The organism is Nocardioides sp. WS12, from assembly GCF_014108865.1.
Classification (GTDB): Bacteria; Actinomycetota; Actinomycetes; order Propionibacteriales; family Nocardioidaceae; genus Nocardioides.
Genome location: NZ_CP053928.1, coordinates 3,329,569 through 3,352,364 on the forward strand (window position 1 = coordinate 3,329,569; position 22,796 = coordinate 3,352,364).

General features: G+C 69.6%; 22 protein-coding genes. 6 read left to right on the top strand and 16 right to left on the bottom strand.

Going from position 1 to position 22,796, the window contains the following annotated elements; all coding sequences use genetic code 11:
* Positions 1-71: 71 nt before the first annotated feature.
* The gene (locus HRC28_RS16290) at positions 72-1,385 is read right to left on the bottom strand and encodes an HNH endonuclease signature motif containing protein (protein WP_182376513.1); all 1,314 of its coding nucleotides are present in this window, start codon (positions 1,383-1,385) and stop codon (positions 72-74) included.
* Between the two features lie 104 nt (positions 1,386-1,489).
* On the opposite strand from HRC28_RS16290, the gene HRC28_RS16295 reads away from it, so the two are divergent.
* From HRC28_RS16295 to HRC28_RS16305, 3 genes are all read left to right on the top strand, one after another.
* Entirely contained in the window at positions 1,490-2,224 is a 735-nt protein-coding gene (locus HRC28_RS16295; protein WP_237111526.1) for an AAA family ATPase, read from the top strand.
* 62 nt (positions 2,225-2,286) lie between these two features.
* Complete coding sequence (locus tag HRC28_RS16300; protein ID WP_237111527.1) at positions 2,287-2,853, top strand: SigE family RNA polymerase sigma factor; 567 nt, start codon at positions 2,287-2,289, stop codon at positions 2,851-2,853.
* Positions 2,850-3,650 (top strand): hypothetical protein, encoded by an 801-nt coding sequence (locus tag HRC28_RS16305; RefSeq protein WP_182376514.1) that lies wholly within the window; start codon positions 2,850-2,852, stop codon positions 3,648-3,650. Before HRC28_RS16300 ends, HRC28_RS16305 begins: the two co-directional genes overlap by 4 nt.
* Here HRC28_RS16305 and HRC28_RS16310 read toward each other — a convergent pair.
* Positions 3,634-4,830: an MFS transporter gene (locus HRC28_RS16310; RefSeq protein ID WP_182376515.1), complete on the bottom strand. Its 1,197-nt coding sequence runs from the start codon at positions 4,828-4,830 to the stop codon at positions 3,634-3,636. The two genes, HRC28_RS16305 and HRC28_RS16310, sit on opposite strands and share 17 nt — an antisense overlap.
* Positions 4,831-4,900: 70 nt before the next feature.
* Between HRC28_RS16310 and HRC28_RS16315 the strand changes: the two genes are divergently transcribed.
* Together HRC28_RS16315 and HRC28_RS16320 are read left to right on the top strand one after the other, a co-directional pair.
* Positions 4,901-5,272, top strand: a complete 372-nt coding sequence (locus HRC28_RS16315; RefSeq protein WP_182376516.1) for a MerR family transcriptional regulator — start codon at positions 4,901-4,903, stop codon at positions 5,270-5,272.
* A gap of 72 nt (positions 5,273-5,344) precedes the next feature.
* Entirely contained in the window at positions 5,345-6,292 is a 948-nt protein-coding gene (locus HRC28_RS16320) for a hypothetical protein (protein ID WP_182376517.1), read from the top strand.
* Positions 6,293-6,330: 38 nt separating this feature from the next.
* Here HRC28_RS16320 and HRC28_RS16325 read toward each other — a convergent pair whose 3' ends face one another.
* The 13 genes from HRC28_RS16325 to pyrF form a co-directional block, all read right to left on the bottom strand.
* Entirely contained in the window at positions 6,331-7,347 is a 1,017-nt protein-coding gene (locus HRC28_RS16325; protein ID WP_182376518.1) for an LLM class flavin-dependent oxidoreductase, read from the bottom strand.
* A gap of 28 nt (positions 7,348-7,375) precedes the next feature.
* Entirely contained in the window at positions 7,376-8,767 is a 1,392-nt protein-coding gene (locus HRC28_RS16330) for a transcription antitermination factor NusB (RefSeq protein WP_182376519.1), read from the bottom strand.
* A complete protein-coding gene (fmt, locus tag HRC28_RS16335) occupies positions 8,764-9,690 on the bottom strand; it encodes a methionyl-tRNA formyltransferase (protein WP_182376520.1) in 927 nt (308 codons plus the stop codon). Before fmt ends, HRC28_RS16330 begins: the two co-directional genes overlap by 4 nt.
* Positions 9,687-10,232 (bottom strand): peptide deformylase, encoded by a 546-nt coding sequence (gene def / locus HRC28_RS16340; protein WP_182376521.1) that lies wholly within the window; start codon positions 10,230-10,232, stop codon positions 9,687-9,689. The genes fmt and def overlap by 4 nt, the downstream gene beginning before the upstream one ends.
* Before the next feature lie 4 nt (positions 10,233-10,236).
* The gene (locus tag HRC28_RS16345; protein WP_182376522.1) at positions 10,237-12,288 is read right to left on the bottom strand and encodes a primosomal protein N'; all 2,052 of its coding nucleotides are present in this window, start codon (positions 12,286-12,288) and stop codon (positions 10,237-10,239) included.
* Between the two features lie 44 nt (positions 12,289-12,332).
* Positions 12,333-15,125, bottom strand: a complete 2,793-nt coding sequence (locus HRC28_RS16350) for a M4 family metallopeptidase (RefSeq protein WP_182376523.1) — start codon at positions 15,123-15,125, stop codon at positions 12,333-12,335.
* A 154-nt stretch (positions 15,126-15,279) separates the two neighbouring features.
* Positions 15,280-16,479: a methionine adenosyltransferase gene (gene metK, locus HRC28_RS16355; protein WP_182376524.1), complete on the bottom strand. Its 1,200-nt coding sequence runs from the start codon at positions 16,477-16,479 to the stop codon at positions 15,280-15,282.
* A gap of 128 nt (positions 16,480-16,607) precedes the next feature.
* Positions 16,608-17,843: a bifunctional phosphopantothenoylcysteine decarboxylase/phosphopantothenate--cysteine ligase CoaBC gene (gene coaBC / locus HRC28_RS16360; protein WP_182376525.1), complete on the bottom strand. Its 1,236-nt coding sequence runs from the start codon at positions 17,841-17,843 to the stop codon at positions 16,608-16,610.
* A 13-nt stretch (positions 17,844-17,856) separates the two neighbouring features.
* Positions 17,857-18,171, bottom strand: coding sequence for a DNA-directed RNA polymerase subunit omega (gene rpoZ, locus HRC28_RS16365; protein ID WP_182376526.1), 315 nt, complete (start codon positions 18,169-18,171; stop codon positions 17,857-17,859).
* Positions 18,172-18,182: 11 nt separating this feature from the next.
* The gene (gene gmk, locus HRC28_RS16370) at positions 18,183-18,749 is read right to left on the bottom strand and encodes a guanylate kinase (RefSeq protein WP_237111528.1); all 567 of its coding nucleotides are present in this window, start codon (positions 18,747-18,749) and stop codon (positions 18,183-18,185) included.
* Positions 18,742-19,062, bottom strand: coding sequence for an integration host factor, actinobacterial type (gene mihF / locus HRC28_RS16375; RefSeq protein ID WP_182376527.1), 321 nt, complete (start codon positions 19,060-19,062; stop codon positions 18,742-18,744). Before mihF ends, gmk begins: the two co-directional genes overlap by 8 nt.
* A gap of 146 nt (positions 19,063-19,208) precedes the next feature.
* A complete protein-coding gene (locus tag HRC28_RS16380) occupies positions 19,209-19,676 on the bottom strand; it encodes a hypothetical protein (protein WP_182376528.1) in 468 nt (155 codons plus the stop codon).
* Positions 19,673-20,503: an orotidine-5'-phosphate decarboxylase gene (pyrF, locus tag HRC28_RS16385; RefSeq protein WP_182376529.1), complete on the bottom strand. Its 831-nt coding sequence runs from the start codon at positions 20,501-20,503 to the stop codon at positions 19,673-19,675. The genes HRC28_RS16380 and pyrF overlap by 4 nt, the downstream gene beginning before the upstream one ends.
* A gap of 71 nt (positions 20,504-20,574) precedes the next feature.
* Here pyrF and HRC28_RS16390 point away from each other — a divergent pair, with 71 nt between their 5' ends.
* Positions 20,575-21,702: a M48 family metallopeptidase gene (locus HRC28_RS16390; RefSeq protein ID WP_182376530.1), complete on the top strand. Its 1,128-nt coding sequence runs from the start codon at positions 20,575-20,577 to the stop codon at positions 21,700-21,702.
* A gap of 7 nt (positions 21,703-21,709) precedes the next feature.
* Here the strand turns inward: HRC28_RS16390 and HRC28_RS16395 are convergent, their stop codons facing one another.
* Positions 21,710-22,795: a quinone-dependent dihydroorotate dehydrogenase gene (locus tag HRC28_RS16395; RefSeq protein WP_182376531.1), complete on the bottom strand. Its 1,086-nt coding sequence runs from the start codon at positions 22,793-22,795 to the stop codon at positions 21,710-21,712.
* Position 22,796 lies beyond the last annotated feature (1 nt).

The window sequence follows — 22,796 nt, forward strand, 5'->3', positions numbered from 1 at the left end:
GGCTGGAACTGCGCGGAAATCGACAGATCCGGGCGCTTCGAACCAACGTGGGGCACACCCTTCGTCCAGGGTCAGGCGGCGAGGTAGTTGACGAGTGTCTGGGTGAAGTGGAGCTCTGCGGGCGTGAGGGACTGGCCGCCGGGGGTGCCGGTGACTCTCCGTGTGCCGGTCGCATCGACCAGGTAGTGCGCCCCGTAGGGATCTCGCCACACGACGATCCCGGGGAAGGGTTGTCGTACTTCCCAACCCGCATGGGTCTTGATCCGGTGATGGGTTCTCGTGAGCGGGCCCAGATTCCCCACGGCGGTCTCCCCGCCCTCGGAGTACGGGATCGCGTGGTCCAGGTCCAGCCGCCGACCGGTGTTCGCCGCGAACGGGAACACGTCGCCGGGATGGATCAACCGCACCGCTTCACGCATCCGGGCCGGGATCTCGTAGGCATCGACCGGGACCTGGTTGTTCAGATCCGCCACCCGCGTCACCCGCACGTTTCCGTCGATGCCAAGTCGGTGCCGCACCCAGTCGGTAGTGACCGGCCCGTGGCCCTCCATCCGCGCGATGGGCGAATCGCCGTACAGGTGCAGGTAGACCTTCACCCTGACCTTGACCGGACCAACGGCGGGGTCGAGGTGGGCAGCCGGGTTCATCAGCCGAGCGACCGCGGCGACGCGACGCTCGTTGGCCGTCGCGCCAGGCATCGACTCCTTCAGGTCCTCGGAGTCGGCGACCGCGTTCGCGGCGGCGTTGATCCCGGCGATCGTCATCGCATCACCGTGGACCGTGTAGGTGGCCATGCCGTGCTTGCTGACCCGCGACATCCGCGCGAACACCTCACGCGCAGCGGCTTCTTCCTTCAACCGCGCCAGCTCAGGTGCCGCGGCAGCGACCTTGCCCTCCACCAACGCCTCGAACCGGGCCCACGACAGGCGCCCATCACAGGACTCGGCAACCTCGCCATCGACCCACGCCGCCTCAGACTCCGACAACTCACGGGTCGCCTCAGCGACGTGGCGGGCGTGGCGGCTGCTGGCCTCACCCGTGTCGATCAGCCCCTGGATCCGCGGCAACCGCAGCACGATGTCGACCGCGTCCGCGATCAACTTCTTCGCACCGAACGGCGAGGTCTGGATCCGGGCACCGAACGCCGCAGCGGCGTACTCAGTGATCAACGGCGTCCCCGCCCCACCGGCCGGCTTGGCCCGTTCCCGACCACGCTTGTCCGTCGGTGGCAACCGGTCCGGGTTGTGCAGGACAGCCCACTGGTAGGCGGCCTTCAACAGGTTCCGCTCAGCCTTCTGGCGCTTGGCATGCTCAGCCTCGGCGAACGCCAGAACAGCAGCAGGCGACATCTCCACCAGCTCGCCCTGCTCGCACCCGATTGCCATACGAGTATTGGATCACCGAGGACCGACACCCGACCCAGATCAGGCCGAGTTCTCCACAGCCGCCAGAAACGACGCGATGTGCAGGCCACGGATAGCGTGACCTCGTGGACTTCGACCAGCCGCCCGTCGTGCGCGTCACCGCCGAGCGTGGCGGTCTCGATCCGCGCGCGTGGCCGATGACCGTTCCAGCGGTGGCGCAGGTGGTGCGCAAGGGCCTCGACCTGCCCAAGGGCGTGACGTTCCTCGTCGGCGAGAACGGCTCCGGGAAGTCGACGCTGGTCGAGGGCATCGCCGTTGCCTACGGCTTGTCGCCCGAAGGTGGGAGCGGGCAGAGTCGACACTCGACCCGCCCCACCGAATCCCCGCTGCACACGGCCCTGGTCCTGAAACGCGGCCTCGGCTCTGGCCGATGGGGCTTCTTCCTCCGCGCCGAGACCATGCACGGCTGGTACACGTACCTCGAGAAGAACCCGCGCAGCCCCACCGCCCCGGAGCAGGATTCCCGGTTCCACGAGCTCAGTCACGGCGAGTCATTCCTCGAGGTGCTCCGGACCCGGTTCGACTCACCCGGCTTCTACTGCCTGGACGAACCCGAGGCCGCGCTGTCCTTCTCGTCGACCCTGAGCTTGATCGCCGTCCTGCACGACCTCGTCCAGGCCGGCGGTCAGGTGCTCTGTGCCACCCATTCGCCGGTGCTCGCCTCGATGCCGGGCGCGACCATCCTCGAGGTGGGTGACTGGGGGCTGCGGCCGGCCCGTTGGGAAGACCTCGACCTGGTCCAGCACTGGCGCCGCTACCTCGACGACCCGCAGCGCTACTTGCGCCACGTGCTCGACTGAGGACACTCGATGACAACGCGTGACCAATCGGGTGTCACGCGCCCGGTCCATCGGAGCGTCAAGTGGGTGTGAAGGCAAACAACCCGGGCAGACAGGCGGAGGAGTTCACCGCCTTCGTCCGCGAGACCGGCACGCAACTGCATCACGCAGCGATGCTGCTCACCGGCGACCACCACCTCGCAGAGGATCTCACCCAGGCGACGTACGCCAAGGTGTTCGTCCACTGGCGACGGGTGTCTGCCTCCGACAGCCCGCTCGCGTACACACGCACCACCTTGCTCAACACGTTCCTGTCCCACCGCCGTCTTCGTCGCAACTCCGAGCGTCCGACCGACCTCACCCCCGGCGCCGACGACGGAGTGCAGGTAGCGAAGACGGCGATCCGCGATGTCGACCCCGGCGCCCGGATCGACCTGCTCGCTGCCCTCGCCGATCTGCCACCGCTGGATCGGGCGATCGTCGTCCTCCGCTACTGGGAGGACCGCAGCGTCGCCGAGACAGCGACCGATCTGGGACTCACGGAAACGGTCATCAGGACACGAGCGCGGCGTGCGTTGCAGCGCCTACGCCCCCTGATCGACCCACCGACCACGCTGACCGCCGTCCAACCCGAGAGGACCTCGTCATGAACGACCTCGACCACGACCCCTACCTGGGCATCGCCCTCCGCGACCGCGTGCGGGGCGAACAGCCCGACCTCGAACAGCTCGCCACCGCGTCGCTCAAGGCCGGCACCCGGCTGCGTCGACGCCGCCGTATCGGCATCACCGCTGGTGCCGTCGCTGGCGTGGCCGCCATCGCCCTCGCCACCTCCCAGTTGGGAGGCGGTACGACGGCCACCGACCCCGATGTCGCAGCGTCATCCTCGGTCTCGCCCGCTGCCCCCACGCTCCACGTGGGACAGGTCCTCGATCTGGAGTACGGGCTCAAGGGCACCGTGCGCACCGACGCCGACGGCCTCTACGAACTTGGCGGCGACTCGCGTACCGGAGCAGGCACCGGGTTCGTCCTTGTCGTCGACGGCCTCACCGGCGACATCGAGGACTGGTGGTCGGAGGGTTTCGGCACGCTGACCCAGGACTGGCCCGGCATCACCGTGGCCGTGTCCATGGCCAAGGCTGACGACCTCGGGATGCTCGGCAAGGTCGACAAGGCGCCCGTCAGCGTCGCCGCCGGCTGGACCTGCGAGTGGTACCTGGTCGACGACAAGGCGGACTGCGAGTCCGCCGACGGTGGCGTGGCCAGCCTCGTGATCCGGGACGCCGCCGACCGCGCCGCCTGGCTCGGTTCGCCCGACAAGGGCGACGACCCCGGGGTCTTCACCACCGAGGCGCACGACGGAATCTTCATCTCCGTCCAGGGTGGCCAGGGCACCACCAACGCCGAGATCCAGGAGCTGGGCGAGTCCCTCACCTGGGTCGACTGAACACCGCCAACCCGGCCGCGGCCAGCCCGATCAGGACCGCGGCCGGGACAGGCAGACCCTCTGCGCCGCCGCGCGCGACCACGCCCGACGCGAAGGCGGCGCCGATCGCAATTCCGCCGTTGAACACCACCGGGATCAACGCCCCGGCCAGGGAACGGTGCTCCGGGCCGGCGAGCCGCAGGATCATCGTCTGCGCCAACGGCGGCAGTGCTCCAGAGGCGACCCCCCAGAACACGATCACGGCCACGCCGGCCAGTCCGCTCTGTCCAGAGACCTGGAAGCCGACGACCGCAACAGCCGTGGCCACGGTCGCAGTGACCAGAGCCGGAGCCGTCCGTTCGAGCACCCGCCCGGCCAGGGCGACCCCGACGGCCGAGGACAGTCCGAAGGCCAGCAGCAGGCTGCCCATCCCACCGGGCACGATCTCGGCGGCAGGCTCCCCCAGCCGCGTGATGAACGTGTACGCGCCGTAGTGGCCGACCAGGATCAGGCCGACCAGGACGGTGACCACCACCATCGGTCGGACGGTACGACGCCCGCCGCTCCCCGCATCTGCGGCGGACCGCGCCTGCGGGTCGGCGTCCGGCACCACCGCGCGAACGAGTCCCGCGCCGACGAGGCTCAGCGCGGCGAGCACCCAGAAGGACGCGCGCCAGCCGGCGAGGTCCGCGACGAACCTGCCGATCGGGGTACCCAGCACCATGCCGAGCGTGGCGCCGCCCAGCACGACGGCGGTCGCGCGGCCGAGGAGCCGGTCGGGCACCAGGTCGGCGACCTGCGCGTTCACGGTCGACCACAGCAGGCCGACGGATGCCGCGCCGATGGTGCGGGCGACCAGCACCACTGCGTAGGTCGGTGCCAGTGCGGTCGCTGCGGCGGCGACCGCGAAGACCAGCAGGCTGGCGGCGACGACCGACGTCCGTCGGACGCCGCGGGTCAGCCGCACCAGCGGGAAGCTCGCCACCACGACCACCGCGGCCCAGATGCTCACCAGCAGGCCGGCGGCCGATTCGCTCACCCCCAGCCCGGCGCTCATCTGGGGCAGCACGGCTGTCGGCAGCATCTCCCCCGTGACCATCACGAGGGTGGCCGCGCCGAGGACGAGCAGCGCGGGCCAGGGCAACTGGTGAGCTGTGTCGTGGGTCTGGTCAGGGGCATCGGGGCGGGTCGTCGTACTCATGAAAGCGACGCTAAAGGTTTACACTGATGTCAATGTCAAGGTGTGGTGCGGAGAATGTGAGGCAGCAGACATGAAGATCGGTGAAGTCGCCGAACGTACCGGCGTCGCGGCCCGGCTCATCCGGTACTACGAGCAGCAGGGTCTCGTCAGCGCAGACCGTGCCGACAACGGCTATCGCAGCTACACCGAGGCCCACGTCGATCGCGTCGAGCGCGCCGCAGGACTCATCCAGGCCGGCATCCCGACCCGGTTGGTCAAGGTGCTCCTCGAGGCCGAGGACGCCTGCGCCCGCGAAGAACCCACCTGCCCGGACGAGGTGTCCCAGTTGCTCGCGACCGAACTCGACGGGCTCGACCAGCGGATCACGTGCCTGACCCGCAGCCGCGACACGATCCGTCGCTACCTGGCGCAGACCCGGTCCAACGCGTCCGGGACCACCTGAACGATCAGCGCCGCCCTCAAGGCCCGGGACGGCCCCGCGTTTCGGGTACGCGACGGGTGGCAACATGACCTCATGCGTGCCCTCGTCGTTGCCGTCGCGCTGGTGGCACTGAGCGCCGGGTGCAGTGACCCGCAAGCCACCGAAGACACGTCGTGGCAACACAGTGACGACCCCGTCCCCACGTCGGGCCTGCCCTTCGCGGTCGGCGACACGGTCCACCTGGCCGACCGCGCAGTCGACGCCGGCATCGCGATCGCGGCGTTCGTGGTCGCGGGCGACGGCGTCTACTTCATCGAGGACGACGATCCCGACGACGGCAACCGCCCGTCACGGGGCACGCGCGAGCTGCGGTTCTCCGCCGCCGACGGCGAGGTGGTCGACACCGGCGTGGACGTCCTGGTCGAGACGCTGCGCGCGTCGCCCGACGGCCGGTACCTCGCGGCGATCGACATGGCCTCGGGCGAGGAGGACGCGTTCGGCACCCCACAGGCCGCCCTGGTGGTCTGGGACCTCCGGACAGGCGAGGAGATCATTCGCTCGTCGTCCGCGACCGGGGACCCGGCCGAGGACGACTTCGCGGCTCTCTACCCCGAGCTTGAGATGAACATCTCGAGCATCGATGACGACGGGCTCCGCCTCGACGCCGTCGGGACGTGGTCCTTCGACTTCGTCACCGGTGAGGGCGAACGGCTCGCCGACGACACGGGCGAGGCCCCCGCGCCCCTCGTCAGCCCGGATGGCACCTGGCGCATCGATCAACGCGGCAAGCCGCAGGTCCTGCTCGGACCCGGCGGCGTCCAGCTGGCGCCGGACGCGGAGCGTGCGCGTCTGGAACTCTACGGATGGGCCGACGACACCACGGCGTACGGCGTCCTCGACGGCGCGCCGGCGGCGGTGATGACGTGTGAGGTCCCCTCGGGAGCCTGCTCCGAGGTCGCGGACACGGCCGGCCGGTACGTGGTCCTCCCCAACGGCCTCGCCAACGGGGGCCTCGACCTGAGCGACGTGGCGAGTGACTGACCCGGAGGCGACGGTCAGGACGAGGCTCGACCCGCCGGTCAGCGCCAGCCGAGCGCCGGCGCGACCTCGGTCAGGATCGATTCGATCACGTGGGCGTTGTAGTCGACGCCCAACTGGTTCGGCACCGTGAGCAGCAACGTGTCCGCCTCGGCGATGGCCTCGTCCTCGCGCAACTGCTCAATGAGGGCGTCCGGCTCGGCCGCGTAGGAGCGACCGAAGATCGCGCGCATGTTGTCGATCTGGCCGACCTGGTCGCTGTCCGGGCGACCGCCGAAGTACATCCGATCCTGCTCGTTGACGAGCGGGAAGATCGACCGGCTGACCGACACCCGTGGCTGGTGTGCGTGGCCGGCTTCGGCCCAGGCGTCGCGGAACACTCGGATCTGCTCGGCCTGCTGGACGTGGAACGGCTGGCCGCCCTCGTCCTCCTTGAGCGTCGAGCTCATCAGGTTCATGCCCAGGCCAGCGGCCCAGCGCGCCGTACCGTTCGACGCCGCGCCCCACCAGATCCGGTCACGAAGCCCCTCCGAGAACGGCTCGAGCCGCAACAGTCCCGGCGGGTTGGCGAACATCGGGCGCGGGTTCGGCTGCGCAAAGCCCTCGCCACGCAGGACCTCCAGCAACACCTCGGTGTGGCGACGGGCCATGTCGGCCTCCGTCTCCCCCTCGGCCGGGGCGTACCCGAAGAGACGCCAGCCGTCGATCACCTGCTCCGGTGACCCTCGGGAGATGCCGAGCTGCAGTCGGCCGCCGGAGATCAGGTCGGCTGCTCCCCCGTCTTCCGCGAAGTAGAGCGGGTTCTCGTACCGCATGTCGATCACGCCGGTGCCGATCTCGATCCGGCTGGTCCGGGCGCCGATCGCGGCGAGCAGGGGGAACGGGCTGCCGAGTTGCCGGGCGAAGTGGTGGACCCGGAAGTACGCGCCGTCAGCGCCCAGTTCCTCCGCCGCGACCGCGAGGTCGATCGACTGGAGCAAGGTGTCGGAGGCGGTACGGGTCAGCGAGCCGGGGCTGTCCGCCCAGTGTCCGAAGGAAAGGAATCCGATCTTCTTCACAGGTCGTTCAACCTTCAACCAGTCTGGATCATTCCTTGCGCAGCAGCGCCAGGAACATCGCGTCGGTGCCGTGCCGGTGCGGCCACAACTGGGCCGTGCCCGGCAACGGACCGTCGGCGTCGGTGACGCCGGGCAGCAACGGGCGCACGTCGTCCACCCGGAGGCCCGCGACTGCGTTCGTCACCGCGGTCACGACCTCGGACGTCTCCGCGAGCACCGGCGAACAGGTCGCGTACAGCAACGCTCCCCCGGGCCGGAGGATGCGCGCAGCCTCGGTCAGCAGGGCCTGCTGGAGCGCGACCAGATCGGCCAAGTCGCCAGGAGTACGACGCCAGCGGGCTTCCGGGCGGCGACGCAGCGCGCCGAGGCCGGTGCACGGGGCGTCGAGCAGGATCCGGTCGATGCTGTCGTCAGCGAACGGCGCACGGGTCGCGTCGGCCTGGAGCACGCCCGCGAGGTCCGCGCCCGCCGCCTTCGCCACCAGTCCTGCGCGGTGGTGGTGCAGTTCGGTGCCGATCAGCAACGCGCCACGCTCGCTGGCAATCGCAGCGAGCAGCGCAGCCTTGCCGCCAGGACCAGCGCACAGGTCGAGCCACCGCTCGTCACGGCCTTCGACACTGGCCTCGGCCAGCGCGAGCGCGACCAGTTGCGAGCCCTCGTCCTGTACTCCGGCACGCCCCTCGACCACTGCCTCGATCGCGGACGGGTCCCCGCCACTGGAGAGCACCGTCCCGAACGGTGAGTACGGCGTCGGCGTACCCGGGAGTTCGTCGCGGCTCGAGCGTCCGGGGCGGGCCACCAGGGTCACCCGCGGCGGGACGTTGTCGGCGGCCAACAGGGCCGGAAGTTCGTCAGTGCCGACGGCCTGACCAAGCGCTTCAACAACCCAGGCCGGGTGGCTGTGCGCGATGGCGAGGTGGCCGTTCGGATTCGTCGCGAGATCCGGCGCGACCTCGGCGATCCAGGCCTCCAGGTCGCGGTTGCTGACCTTGCGCAGGACGGCGTTGGCGAAGCCGCTCGCACCGACGCTGACCTTGTCGCGGACCAGGTCGACCGTCGTGCTGATCGCGGCGTGCGAGGGCACCCGCATCGCCAGCAACTGGTGGGCGCCGAGGCGGAGCGCGTCGAGGACAGCGACCTCCACCTTGCGCAGGGGGCGGTCGATGCAGGTGGCGAGGATGGCATCGTACGTGCCCTGCCGGCGGATCGTGCCGGCAGCGAGCTCGGTGACGAACGCGGCGTCGCGCCCGACGAGGCCGTGGTGCGCAATGACCGACGGCAGCACGAGGTTCGTGTAGCCGCCGTCGACCCGGACGACGCGCAGCACGTCGAGTGCCGCAGCCCGGACCGGATCGCTCTTCGGCTTGGGCGGCCGCTTCGGGCCGCTGGGTCGGCGACGGCCGCCCCGAGGCTCGCTCACTCGAACGTCGCGGTCTCGGGCAAGCGCACGCCGCGCGCCCAGTCGGCAGCAGCCATCTGCTTCTTGCCGAACGCCTTGACCTCGCCAAGACGCACGGCGCCGGACGCCGTACCGACGAGGACGTGGTTCTTGCCGACACTGATCGCGCCGGGGGCCAGCTCCGGTGCGTCCTCCTCGAGGGACACCGGTCCAACCTTCACCCGCTCGCCGTCGAGGGTCGTCCACGCGCCGGGACCGGGGGTGCAGGCACGGATCAGGCGGTCGATGCCGACAGCCGGGTCGGTCCAGCTGATCCGGGCATTCTCGACCGTGATCTTGGGTGCGAGGGTGACGCCTTCGAGCGGCTGGGTGCGGGCCTCGAGGGCTCCGTCAGCGATGCCGTCGAGAGTCGCGACCAGCAGGCTCGATCCACCCTCGGCCAGACGCTCCAGCAAGTCACCGGCCGTGTCGGTCGGCTTGATCCGCTCGGTCATCACGCCGAACATCGGGCCGGCGTCCAGCGCCTCCACGATCTGGAACGTCGTGGCGCCGGTGTATTCGTCGCCCGCCCAGATCGAGTGCTGCACCGGTGCCGCGCCGCGCCAGGCGGGAAGCACCGAGAAGTGCAGGTTGACCCAACCGTGCTTCGGGATGTCGAGGGCACTGCGCGGGATCAGGGCACCGTAGGCGACGACCGGGCAGCAGTCGGGTTCGAGCGCCTTCAGTGCGGCCTGGAACTCCGGGTCGCGAGGGTGCGTCGGCTTGAGCACCGGAACACCCAACTCCTCGGCGCGCAGGCCCACGGGGCTCGGCGTCAGCTTGCGACCACGACCCGAGGGCGCGTCGGGTCGGGTGATCACGCCGACGAGCTCGTGCGGGGACGCAACGATCGCGTCGAGCGCGGGGACAGCGACCTCGGGGGTACCGGCAAAGACAACTCTCACAGGCCGAAGCCTCCCGTCGCGTGGGGGGACAGTTTCACGGTCGGCTTCTCGAGCCCGAACCACTCCGACTCGCGGATCTCGCGCATCGCAGCCTTGCGGGCGGCCGCGTCGAGGCGGTCGATGAACAAGATGCCGTCGAGGTGATCGGTCTCGTGCTGGATCGCCCGAGCCAGCAGTTCGGATCCCTCGATGCGGACCGGGTCGCCGTACATGTTGAAGCCGGAGGCGACGACCGACATCGCCCGCAGGCAGTCGTAGGTGAGCTCGGGCAGGGAGAGGCAGCCTTCGGCGCCGTCCTGGGTGTCGGCGGACAGCTGCAGCGACGGGTTGACCAGGTGGCCGACCTCCCCGTCGACGTACCAGGTGAAGACGCGGAGCCCGACCCCGATCTGCGGCGCAGCCAGGCCGGCGCCCGGGGCCTCCAGCATCGTGTCGGTCAGGTCGGTGACCAGTTGCCGCAAGTCGGTGTCGAAATCGACGACCTCGATCGCAGGCTTGCGCAGGATCGGATCGCCGAACAGGCGGATGGGTCGAATGGCCACCGGCTCATCCTAGGAGTTCGGATGGATCGACCTGAATCCTCACTGGTTCGAGCTTGCGGGCCGACCGCAGTCGTTGTGCCTCGACCAGCGCCCGCGACAGTGCCGGCCCGTGGCTGCGGGGCACCCGCACGATCAGGCGTTCCTCGTCGGGCTTGCCTTCGACGGGCACCGGGCCGAGGACGTCGGCGGCCTCCGGGAGGTGCAGGAGGGCGCGCATGTCGTCGAGCGCACCCGGTGCGCCGGTGAGCGAGGCCACCCGCGCAGCCGGAGGCAGCCGTGCCTCGCGCCGCTCCTCGGCTTCGCGGGCAGCGAAACCGGCCGGGTCCCACCGCACGAGGGCCTGCAGCGCCGGCTGGCCAGCGTCGCCCACCGCCAGCGCACGTCCACCGGGCCGCACCAGGCCGACCGCGTTGCACCAGCGCCGCAACGCTTCCTCGGCCGCGCGCATGCTGTCGCGACCGAGCACCCACCACGTGTCCAGGAGTACGACGACCGCGTACCCACCCTCCGCCACGGGCTCGGCGCCGGGCGTGGCCACCACGAGTCGGGGTGCGCCGTCGACCGTGGCCCGGATCCGCTCGCCCGACGAAGCCAGCACCGGGATCTTCGGGAAGGAACGGCCCAACTCGTCGGCCGTGCGGGCATCGCCGAGCATCGGTGACCGCAGACCAGCGGCACCGCACTCGGGACAGGCCCACGCCGTGGCCTCGGTGGCGCACAGACGGCAGCGCGGCGGCGTCGTGGGGCCGGTCAGGCCCAGGGGCCCGGCGCACACGGTACAGCGGGCAGGAGTACGACAGCGCTCGCACGCCAGGCGCAGGGCGTAACCCGCACGCGGGGTCTGGACGAGCACGGGGCCGCGTTCGAGGCCCCACTTCATGGCCTGGTGGGCCTCGCGCGGGATCCGGGCTCCGGCACTGTCCGGGTCGCGTTCGAGCGACTGCTCGGTCGCGCCAGACACAGCGACGAGGGCACGCGCGCGCACCTCGGTCCGGGGCAACGCGATCTCGCGCGCCCATCCGGAGCGGAGCAACTGGTCGGCCTCAACCGTGCGGGAGAAGGCCCCCACCAGGGCAGCCGCCTTCTCCTCGTCCGCTCGCAGGAGCAGGACTTCCCGCGTGTGGGGGTACGGCGCCCGGGGCTCGGCATGCAGGTCGTCGCCGTCGTCCCAGATCACCACGAGTCCGAGGTCGCGCACTGGGGCGAACGCAGCGGAGCGCGGACCGACCACGATCTTGCGGGTGCCCCGACTCACCGCCAGGAAATCGCGGTAGCGAGCCGCCGGACCGGGCTCAGCCTGCAACGTGACGTGGTGCCCCTCGCCCAGCAACGCCGTCAGCGCAGCGTCGACGCGCGTGATGTCGCGGTGGTCGGGCAGACAGATGATCGTCCCGCGTCCGGCCGCCAGCGCAGCACCGGCCAGGTGGGCGAGCAGGGCCGGCCAGTCCTCCCCCGGGCCCGCGCCCCAGACGGCTCGTGGCGCATGGCCACTGCGCAGGTGCTCGAGGAACGCTCCTGCGGCCGGGTACGGCGACCAGGCCTCGTCACAGCCCGTCAGGACCGGCACCGGCGGAGATGCCGGCGAGGGCTCCCGCTCGGTGGTCGCATGGCGTGGCGGGACCGCGAGGCGTCGTACATCGGCAGAGACGCCGGCATAGCGCTCGGCCACCCGGCGACACAGGGCCTCGACAGCCGGACTCAGCACCGGCTCGGCACTCACGAGTCGTCGCAGCGGCGACAACACGCCGTCGTGCCCGGACGCTGCAGTGCGCTCCACCACGAAACCGTCGACCGCCTGGCCTGCGAAGCGGACCTTGACCCGCGTCCCCGGAACGGCGTCTTCGGCCATCGCCGCAGGAACGAGGTAGTCGAACACCCGGTCCAGATGCGCCAGCGGCACCTCGAGTACGACGCGGGCGACCGGATCCACCGTCGCCAACTCCGTCTCCGCCACCTTCCGGGCGCGCGTCGCAGCCGCCTTGGCGCGACCTTCCGCTGCCCGGTCCCGCACGAGGCCGGGCAGTTCCAGCGCCGGTTCGTCGGGGGTCGGGGTCATGGGCGCAGTTCTACCAGCGGCCCCCGACGCGTCGGTCGCGCCACCTACCGCCGCACCCTGGCCGTCTTCGGTGAACGCTTCACCTCGATCATGTAGCCGGGGCGGGACCCCGTGACGATCACGCTGATCCGATGCCCTCGGTCAATGCGGCGCAGTTTGTAGCGCGAGCTGGTGGCACGAGGAATCCAGCGGTTGTCGCGTAACCACTGGTATCGCAGAGTCACAGGGCTCGGACTCCACGTTCCCGGCCGGGCGGTAAGCACCCGGCCGACCCGTGCCGTTCCCGCGATGCCGACGGCACGTGGCGGTCGGATCTGGCCAAAATCCACTTCGTAGTGGAGTTTGGCGATCTCTGATGCCACGAGGGGAAGCGCAGTCAGCGTCCTGCGCACGCTCATGTAGCGACCCCTGTCGGCAGCGGTGAGGGTGTAGATGCGCGAGGTCGCACCGCTGATCGGCACCCCGTTGCGGAGCCATTGGTAGCTGACGACAGCGTCAGGGACGTCCCACTGACCCGGGGTCGCGGTGAGCCTGCCACCCACTATCGGATACGTGTCCACGATCTCCGGTGGCATGTTCATGTAGATCGAGGCGAAACAGGTGTAGACGACGACGTCATCGATGTACCAGCCCGGGGCACCGAGGGAGTCGTCGCTCCGCATCGTGAATCGCGGCTTGATCCTCTGGCCTGCGATGGAGGAGAGGTCGACACGGCTGCCGACCCATCCCCGGCTGCTCCCGGCAAACGCCTTCACGCCATGGTTCGGCGTCTGAAGGGTTCGGGTCGGCCCGTTGACCCACGGCTCCGACGCGAGGGCCTTTGCCCAATTGTCGCCGATGATTGCTTCCACGGTGCCGCCGTCCCAGTAGCGCACCACGTTGGTCGGCGTGACATCGAAATCCGTGACGTGCCATTGACGGAAAGCCAGGTACGACGGTTGGTCGTACGGCAACGGGATTTCGTTGGTCGCTGTCAACGAACGGGGCAGATTGGTCGGGTTGCTCCCCGGGTCCTCGGCCACCCACGCGGTGTCCCCCGAGTAGGCGTGGACGCCCCATTCCTCGTTGACCTCGGTCCCCGGCGTGCGGCCCCAGCCGGCGTCGGCCTGGAACATGCCCGCCTGGGTGGCCGTCGCACCGCGCTCGGAGTCGAACAGAGTGGTGGCGTGGGTTCCGGTCGGGCAGGTCCGATCGGCGTCCTGCATCGGATCGCTGAGCGGATCAAGGCGCATCTCGGTGGCCGTGACCGCCTGCTGAACTGCCGCACAATCGGCGGTCGTGAAGCCGAAGCTGCCGACCAGCGCCGCGCAGGACTGCTCAAGTACGTCGGCCAGATCGGTGTACTCAGTGAAGGCGGTGAGCGAACCCAGCACCTGGATCCACAGCCGCGCCGACCGGTCGAGCGTCGGGTCGCCGGCGTCGATGCCCGTGATTGTCTGTCCGTTGAACTCGCCACCCTGGGAGATCAGGTGGAAGGCCTTGTTGCCGACCCCGGAGTTCGTGTGGACGCCTCCGTTGTCCCAGTACGTCGGGTCGCTGTCCCACTCCGTGCTGGTCATCCGGTCCGGCTGGTCGGACGCCGTCGGGTTCGCCATGTCACGCAGCGCTCCGCCGGGCAGGTCCTCGCCCGTCGTCCAGGTCACGCTCTCGCCGTCGGCCATGTTCCGGTGATCGACGATCTCGCCGATGATGTCCGCAATCGACTCGTTGATCGCTCCCGGCTGGTCGAGGTAGAGCAGCCCGGAGGTCCGCTCGATCACGCCGTGGGTCATCTCGTGCCCGACCACGTCGTCAGCCGCGGCGTATCCGGCGCCGTAAAACATCTGTCGGCCGTCCCAATAGGCGTTGCTGTACGGGCAGGGGTCGCCAGTGACGCAGACCCGGACGGTCGACGCGAGTTTGCGACCACTGGCCGTGTCCAGCCCGATGAAGTCGGTGAGATCAACGTCGACGATGGCCTCGTAGAGCTCCGCGGTCGCACCGGCGTTGTGGAACGCCTGCTCGACGTCACCCACCGCCGAGGGGGAGGACGCCTCGGTGCGGTCGAAACCGGCGGTGCAGGCCGGTGGGTCTACGAGGGACGCGTTCTCCTGGTCGCAGACGACCCGGTCGATGTCCTGCACGAGGTCGAGGTCCAGCAGTACGGCGCCGGCGCGATCGTCGACGAGGACCTGGTGCCGTACGGCACCATCACCGCGAACCTCAAAACGCCACACGCCGCGCGGACCGGTCGCGTCGGTACGCCCGAGTGCTGCGGGATCCCACAGCCAGCGCTCTCCCGCCGCAGCGGTCGGGCTGCCGCCCGCTGACCGCCGGACCTTCGCGATCGCGGTCCGGCGTGCATCCGGCTCCGCGATGGTCGCAGCCGGTACCGCCTGTACCTCGGAGAGGTTGGCGTTGACCGAACTCAGGTCCTTGTCGTCGGCGAGCACCACGACGGCGTCGCCGCCGATGACAGGGATGCCACCCACGTGCTGCTGGTAGTGCACGACGCCGGCACCGGCGACAGCGAGGTCGCGCCGCGCCTCGATGAGGGTCGTGCCCGGGCGAGCCGTACCGAAGGCGGGACCGTAGCGCTGGAGGTGTGCACGGGCTGCAGCCGAGACCGAGTCCCCACGATCGACCGAAGGGTTGTCGACGTCGGTTCCCGCCGACGCGCCGGCGAAGGTGACCACGTCGCCGTCCTTGCGTACGACGACCGAGCCGTCAGCGTCAGAACGCAGAGCAGCCTCCGCGTCATCGGGGTCCGGAGCCGACTGGGCGGGCTGGGCCGGCGCCAGAGCGAGCAACGTGGCCACCACAGTGGCAGCACACAGGGACGACAGGGCGCGACGCATTCAGGATCCTTCGTGACGGGGGCAAACAGGGAATGGTTTCACGCCGCGGTTGTTTCCGCCGAAGAACTACCGGACATTCGGCAATTCGGGACAAAAGCCCGACGCCCGCGGCCCCTTTCCAGGGACCACGGGCGTGAGATGAAGAAAGTTGGGATCAGATCCCGGCAGCAGCCTTGAGCGCCTCGGCGCGGTCGGTGCGCTCCCAGGTGAACTCGGGCAGCTCGCGACCGAAGTGGCCGTAGGCCGCCGTCTTGGCGTAGATCGGACGCAGCAGGTCGAGGTCGCGAACGATCGCACCCGGACGCAGGTCGAAGACCGAGAGCACGGCCTCCTGGATCTTCTCGTCCGGGACGATGCCGGTGCCGAAGGTCTCCACGAAGACACCGACGGGCTTGGCGACACCGATCGCGTAGGCAACCTGGACCTCGGCGCGACGGGCCAAGCCCGCAGCAACGATGTTCTTGGCAACCCAACGCATGGCGTAGGCAGCCGAGCGGTCGACCTTCGACGGGTCCTTGCCGGAGAACGCGCCGCCACCGTGGCGAGCCATGCCGCCGTAGGTGTCGACGATGATCTTGCGGCCGGTCAGACCGGCGTCACCCATCGGCCCACCGACGACGAAGCGGCCGGTCGGGTTGATGAAGAGCTGGTAGCCCTCGGACGGAACGATGGCCTGGAAGGCCTCGAGCACGGGCTCGATGACGTTGACCAGGATGTCCTTGGCGAGCTGCTCCTGGTCGATGTCCTCGGCGTGCTGCGTCGAGAGCACCACGGTGTCGATACGAACGGGACGGTCGTCCTCGTCGTACTCGATGGTGACCTGGGTCTTGCCGTCGGGACGGAGGTACGGCAGCGTGCCGTCCTTGCGCACCGCGGTGAGCTTCTCGGCGAGGGTCTGCGCGATCTTGATCGGCAGCGGGAAGAGCTCCGGGGTGTCGTCGCAGGCGTAGCCGAACATCAGGCCCTGGTCGCCGGCGCCCTGGCGGTCGAGCTCGTCGCCCGAACCGTCCACGCGCTCTTCGAAGGCGTCGTCGACGCCCTGCGCGATGTCAGCCGACTGCGCACCGATGGCGACCTGGACGCCACAGGAGTTGCCGTCGAAGCCCTTCTCGGAGGAGTCGTAGCCGATCTCGAGGATCTTCGCGCGCACGAGCTGGGCGACGGGCGCGTAGGCCGAGGTGGTGACCTCGCCCGCAACAACGACCAGGCCGGTGGTCAGCAGCGTCTCCACGGCGACCCGGCTCGAGGGGTCGTGCTCGAGGAGGTAGTCGAGGATCGTGTCGCTGATCTGGTCGGCAATCTTGTCCGGGTGACCCTCGGTCACCGACTCCGACGTAAACAGACGTCCGGTCATGTTGGTGGAAGCTCCTGGTTCTCAGACCGAGTACGGGATCCCCCGAACCCGCTCGGCAATGACGTTGTGACAGATGTTGTCGTCGCTCCAACGATACGGACCGGCCGGAGTCATGGCCGGTCGTCTCACTATCGCTGGCTGAGACGAGAGACGACGTTGTCCCAGATGAGGTGTGCGAGGGCTGACTTCGATCCGTGCGGGACCTCGACGGCCGAGCCGTCGGAGCCCAGGATCACCGCTTCGTTGTCGGCACTCCCGAAGACCGCGCCGCCGCTGACGTCGTTGACGACGAGCAGGTCGCAGCCCTTGCGGACCAGTTTGGCGCGGGCCAGGTCCAGGACGCTGCCGGTGGCATCGCCCGTCTCGGCCGCAAACCCGACGATCACAGCGTCCGGGCGGACCCGGTGCGTCGAGATCTCCTTGAGGATGTCGGGATTCTGTTCCAGCGTGATCGACGGCGCCGAGCCGTCATCAGCCTTCTTGATCTTCACGTCCGACTGGTTCAGCGGGCGGAAGTCGGCGGGCGCAGCGGCCATCACCACGGCGTCAGCGGTGGCGCTGGCTGTGAGTACGGCGTCGCGCAGTTCTGCGGTCGACTCAACCCGAACGACCTTCACTCCGGCCGGGTCGGGCAGCGTCACGTTCGCAGCGATCAGCGTGACTTCCGCGCCTCGGGCGGCCGCAGCACGGGCCAGGGCGTAGCCCTGCAGTCCCGAGGAGCGGTTGCCGAGGAAACGGACCGGGTCGAGCCGCTCGCGGGTGCCACCGGCGGACACGACGACGCTGCGTCCGGCGAGGTCGGTGAGCGACTGGCTGCCGGAGGCTCCGGTGGAGACGCGGGCCAGGACGTCACGGGCGATCTCGAAGATCTCGGACGGCTCGGGGAGCCGGCCCTTGCCGGTGTCTGCTCCGGTCAGGCGCCCCTCAGCGGGCTCGATCACCACGACGCCGCGAGCGCGGAGCGTGGCGACATTGGCAGCGGTGGCCGGGTGCTCCCACATCTCGGTGTGCATGGCCGGGGCCAGCACGACCGGGCACCGCGCGGTGAGCAGGGTGTTCGTGAGCAGGTCATCGGCCAGCCCGTGGGCGGCCTTGGCCAGCAGGTCTGCGGTGGCCGGGGCCACCACGACGAGGTCAGCGGTCTGTCCGAGGCGCACATGAGGCACCTCGTGGACCGCTGACCACACGTCGGCGGACACTGGCTTGCCCGACAGCGCAGCCCAGGTGGGCGCGCCGACGAACTCCAGCGCCGCAGCGGTCGGAACGACCGTCACGTCATGTCCGGACTCGGTGAACCGGCGGAGCAACTCGCAGGCCTTGTAGGCCGCGATACCGCCGGACACACCGAGCACGACGCGGGGCATGGCTGGAGTCAGTTCACTCAGCAGCGGCCGGCGCAGCAGCAGCGGCCTCGGCGGCAGCGAGCTCAGCCGGGTCGATGTCCTCGCAGGTCAGCAGGTCCTGGCTGATCTCGCGCAGAGCGATCGAGAGCGGCTTCTCCTGGACGTGGGTCTCCACCAGCGGGCCGACGTACTCGAGCAGGCCTTCGCCGAGCTGCGAGTAGTAGGCGTTGATCTGCCGGGCGCGCTTGGCACTGTAGAGAACCAGCTTGTACTTGCTGTCGGTCTTGGACAGCAGGTCGTCGATCGGGGGGTTGGTGACACCCTCGGCGGCGATGTTCGGGGCAGACACGTGTTAGAGCCTCACAGTTCGTGGGTGGAATCAACCATTAAGGCTACCAAGTCCTGGACCGCAGCGTTAACTTCCACGTTCACGATGGTGACGTCGAACTCTTCTTCGGCCGCGAGTTCGAGCCGGGCGGTCGCGAGCCGGCGCTCGCGTTCCTCCTCGCCCTCGGTCCCGCGACCCACCAGACGGCGGACCAGTTCGTCCCACGACGGCGGCTTCAGGAACACGAACACGGCGTCGGGCATGGTCTGGCGGACCTGCCGCGCCCCCTGCAGATCGATCTCCAGCATCGCCGGCCTATTGGCGGCCAGGGCCTCCTCGACGGGGCCGCGCGGCGTGCCGTAGCGGTTGACCCCGTGGACGACGGCCCACTCCAGCATCTGGCCGTCGGCAATCATCGCGTCGAAGGTCGCGTCGTCCACGAAGTGGTAGTGGACGCCGTCGATCTCGCCCGGGCGCGGGGTGCGCGTCGTCGCCGAAACGGAGAGGAAGACTTCGGGGTGCTGGTCGCGCATGGCGGCCGCAACCGTGCCCTTGCCGACCGCAGTGGGTCCGGCAAGGACGAAGAGACGACTACTCACCGGGCGCGAACTCGCGCTCCAGAGCGGCGATCTGCTTCGTACCAAGCCCGCGAACACGACGGGACTCGGCAATGCCGAGGCGCTCCATCACCTGCCGCGCGCGCACCTTGCCGAGTCCGGGGACGGCCTGCAGCAGGTCGAGGACCTTCATCTTGCCGACGACGTCGTTGACCTGACCCTGGGCCAGGACCTCGCTGATCGAACCGCCCGAGTTCTTCAGCCGGTTCTTCACCTCGGCCCGTTCACGCCGTGCGGCCGCCGCCTTCGCGAGGGCAGCCTGGCGCTGTTCGGGTGTCAAGGGGGGCAGGGCCACGAAAGGCATCCTTCGGTCTTCAACAGGGCGGTCATCGGGCGGATGGGGCCGCCGCGGTCAATCTAGCCATTCACGTTCGGCCGGGGCAATGCGGCGCCGCGGTACGGATGCTCACACGCCAGTCAGAGCCACAACTACGGCGACAACTACAGCGACAAGGGCGTCTTGCAGACATCGCGTGCCTGCTGGCTGACACCGGCGAACGCCAGTTTCGTCTCCTGCGACCCGAGCCGGACCGCAGCAGCCTCGATCGCATCGCGATCGGCCTCGGGCAGGTCCTTCGGGGGCTTCTCGGGGTCGTAGGTCGCCGGATCCACGTCCGCGTCGGCGAACGCATCGCGGACCTCGGTCACCCGGTCGATCACGATCGTCCACTCGTCGCGAAGATCTTCGGGCGCCTTCTCGGCCAGCAACTCGAAGGTCGGCAGCGCGCGGATCAGCCCGAGCCGCTGCCCCGCCGCCAGGGCCGCGCCGAGCTCGCCCCGGCGTGCCTCGACCTCGGCGCAGTACGTCGCGAACGGGTCGTCGTCGTCCGTGGACTGCAGCAGCAGGGCTCCGGCACCCGCCGCCATGGCCACGATGACCAAGAGCGCCACGACACGTTGCAGGTTCACCCGAGCAGGCCCCGCAACTCGTCATTGCCCCGCTGTACGGCGTCACGCATCGCGATCGGGTCAGGGCCCAGGCGCAGGACGCCTCGCGAGGAGGACGCCAGCACGTGGGCGGCACTCGCCCCGAAGATCCGCAGGATGTCGGCGCTGGTGCCCCCCTGCTCACCGTACCCGGGAGCGAGAATGGGGCCGTTCAGCGCGAAGTCGAGACCGGAGCCGTCGATCGTCGCGCCGACAACCGCGCCGAAGGAGCCGAGCGGTGCCGCGCCGGCGTTCAGTTCGCGCAGGTGGTCGAGCATCGCTGCGGCGACCGTGCGGCCGCCGAACTCCTCACTCGTCACGGCTTCCTGGATCTCGGGACCCTCCTTGTTGGAGGTGGCCGCGAGGACGAACAGGCCGGCGTCGAAGCGTCGCGCGGTGTCGACGAAGGGCACCAGCGAGCCGAACCCGAGGTACGGGCTGATCGTGATCGCGTCGCTCGCGAGGGGCGAGGACGGGTCGAGGTACGCGTCGGCGTACGCCTGGGAGGTCGAACCGATGTCGCCGCGCTTCACGTCGAGCAGGACCAGCGCGCCGGCGGCCCGGGAGTCGGCGATGACACGCTCGAGGACGGCGACACCCTTGCTGCCGAAGCGCTCATAGAAGGCCGATTGCGGCTTCACCACGCTGCAGTACGGCGCCACTGCCTCCACGGCACCGAGGGCGAACCGCTCGAGCCCGGAGATGTCGTCGTCGTAGCCCCACTCGTGCAGGAGCGCGCTGTGCGGGTCGATGCCGACACAGAACTGGCCGCGCTCGGCGATGGCGTGGGAAAGGCGGGGACCGAACATGGGCACAACCGTAGTTGAGGCAGGCGCCCGTTTCGGGAGCAGGTCGCCGCTCGCACGCCTATCATCCGGTGGTGCAGACGGCATCAACATTCCCCCAGCGGCTCGACGCCCGAGTGGCCGAGGCTCTCGACAGGCGTCTCGTCGATCGCTTGAGCACTGGCCGGAGCCCTGGTTTCGCCCGCGCACTGGCCTTTGCCCTGGTCACCCCGGTTCACCTCGTCAGCATCGCGCTGGCCGTCGGCGGCATCTTCCTCCTGGTTCGCGGTGACGGCTGGTGGCAGTGGCTGATGGCCGCCGTCATCCTGGGGGTCGCGTGGCTGACCCGACCTCACATCCTTTTTGGGGCGGACCCGGACAGCGTCCTGGTCGACCCGGAGCGCGCCGCCGGGATCACGTCTCTGGTCGCCCAGGTGGCACAGCTTCTGGACACGCGGCCACCCACCGAGATCCGGATCGACAGCGACTTCAACGCCTATGTGGCTCCCCGTGGGCTCCGGGGGAGGCAGCTCGTGCTCGGCGCTCCTCTGTGGGTGGCCCTCGGCCCCCAGGAACGGGTGGCACTCCTGGGCCACGAAATCGGGCACCTGGTGCACGGTGACCTCCTGAGCTCGCGGTACGTCGCCACTGCTCGCCGGACCCTTCTCCGATGGGTCGATCTGCTGGACCCCGACGGCACCGAGGTCTTCGAGAACGACACCCCGATCCTCGTTCGTTCGCTCATGGCTCCTCCACGCTGGGTGGTCCTCGGCTACCTGCGGCTCCTCGGGTCCGTGAACTCCACCGCGTCCCGCCGTCAGGAGCTCTACGCGGACCTCGCCGCGGCGATGGCTGCAGGCACCGCCGCCGCGATCGCAGACCACGAGATCAGTCTTCTGGCCGAGGGCATCGAGGTCGTTGCGAACCGCGCCGCCGTCGATTCGAACCGACCGCACCTGGGCGAGGCGATCATCGCCCGGGTCGCCGAGTACGACGCGAGCCAACGCGCGGCCGCCCGTCGTGCGGCAGCCGACGACCGACGCAGCGTCGACGACTCGCACCCCCCGACTGTCGATCGACTGCGTCTGATCGAATCGGTCGACCGTTTCACGGCAAGCATCGTGCTCGAGGCCGCGCAGAGCCGCCGTATCGACCAGGAACTTGCGCCGGCACTGGACCGGGCCTTCAAACGGCTCGGTGACTCCTACCGTCACGTCTACTGACCGAGGCTCAGTCCGACAGGCCCTTCAGGATTCGGCGCGGCCACATCGGGCCACCGTAGATGAGGCCGCTGTAGACCTGGACCAGGTCAGCACCAGCAGCAATCCGCTCGCGAGCGTCCGCGGGCGTGCTGATCCCGCCGACGCCGATGAGCGTGAAGTTCGGGCCGACGCGGCCACGCAGCAGGCGCACGACCTCGGTCGAACGCTCGCGCAGCGGAGCACCGGACAGTCCGCCGGCACCGGCGGCCTCGATGGTCTCCACCGGCGTGGACAGGCCGTCGCGGGCGATCGTCGTGTTGGTTGCGATGATTCCGTGCAGACCGAGGGCCAGCGCCATGTCCGCGACGGCGAGCACGTCCTCGTCGGACAGGTCCGGGGCGATCTTCACGAGCAGTGGCACCCGGTCGCGGCTGACCGCATCGGTCGCCTCGTCCGCGGTACGGCGCACGTGGGCCAGCAACGGGGCGAGCTTCTCGACCGCCTGCAGGTTGCGAAGGCCCGGGGTGTTCGGGGAACTGACGTTCACGACGAGGTAGTCGGCGTACGGCGACAACAGCCGGGTCGAGGTCTCGTAGTCCGCCTCGACAGCGGCCTGGTCGTCGTCCGGGACGACCTTCGACTTGCCGATGTTCACACCCAGGACGAGGCCGCGCTTCGTGCGACGGTGACCGGGCTTGCCCAGGCCGCCCTTGGCGAGCCGGGCCGCGACGGTGCCGGCACCGTCGTTGTTGAAGCCCATCCGGTTGATGATCGCGCGGTCCTGCGGCAGCCGGAACAGCCGCGGCTGCGGGTTGCCCGGCTGTGCGATCGCCGTGATCGTGCCGATCTCAACGTGCCCGAATCCGAACGCGGCGAGCTGATCGAAGACCTCACCGGTCTTGTCGAAGCCGGCAGCCATGCCGAGCCGGTTGGGGAAGGTGAGCCCCATCGCCTCGACGGGAGCCTGGCCCGGGATCGGTGCCCGGCCCAGGACGACTCCCCCGGCCTTCAGCGCATCGAAGGTCAGGTGGTGCGCCTTCTCGGCGTCCATCTTGACCAGGCAGTTCTCGAAGACCCGGTCGTAGACGGATTTCGAGGCTCGCTTCGCTCGCACC

Excerpts from the sequence above, each read along its gene's own strand:
- metK (WP_182376524.1), bottom strand. The coding sequence starts at position 16,479 with ATGACCGGACGTCTGTTTACGTCGGAGTCGGTGACCGAGGGTCACCCG.
- pyrF (WP_182376529.1), bottom strand. The coding sequence starts at position 20,503 with ATGTTCGGTCCCCGCCTTTCCCACGCCATCGCCGAGCGCGGCCAGTTC.
- HRC28_RS16315 (WP_182376516.1), top strand. The coding sequence starts at position 4,901 with ATGAAGATCGGTGAAGTCGCCGAACGTACCGGCGTCGCGGCCCGGCTC.
- HRC28_RS16350 (WP_182376523.1), bottom strand. The coding sequence starts at position 15,125 with ATGCGTCGCGCCCTGTCGTCCCTGTGTGCTGCCACTGTGGTGGCCACG.
- HRC28_RS16345 (WP_182376522.1), bottom strand. The coding sequence starts at position 12,288 with ATGACCCCGACCCCCGACGAACCGGCGCTGGAACTGCCCGGCCTCGTG.
- coaBC (WP_182376525.1), bottom strand. The coding sequence starts at position 17,843 with ATGCCCCGCGTCGTGCTCGGTGTGTCCGGCGGTATCGCGGCCTACAAG.
- HRC28_RS16305 (WP_182376514.1), top strand. The coding sequence starts at position 2,850 with ATGAACGACCTCGACCACGACCCCTACCTGGGCATCGCCCTCCGCGAC.
- HRC28_RS16310 (WP_182376515.1), bottom strand. The coding sequence starts at position 4,830 with ATGAGTACGACGACCCGCCCCGATGCCCCTGACCAGACCCACGACACA.
- HRC28_RS16320 (WP_182376517.1), top strand. The coding sequence starts at position 5,345 with ATGCGTGCCCTCGTCGTTGCCGTCGCGCTGGTGGCACTGAGCGCCGGG.
- HRC28_RS16290 (WP_182376513.1), bottom strand. The coding sequence starts at position 1,385 with ATGGCAATCGGGTGCGAGCAGGGCGAGCTGGTGGAGATGTCGCCTGCT.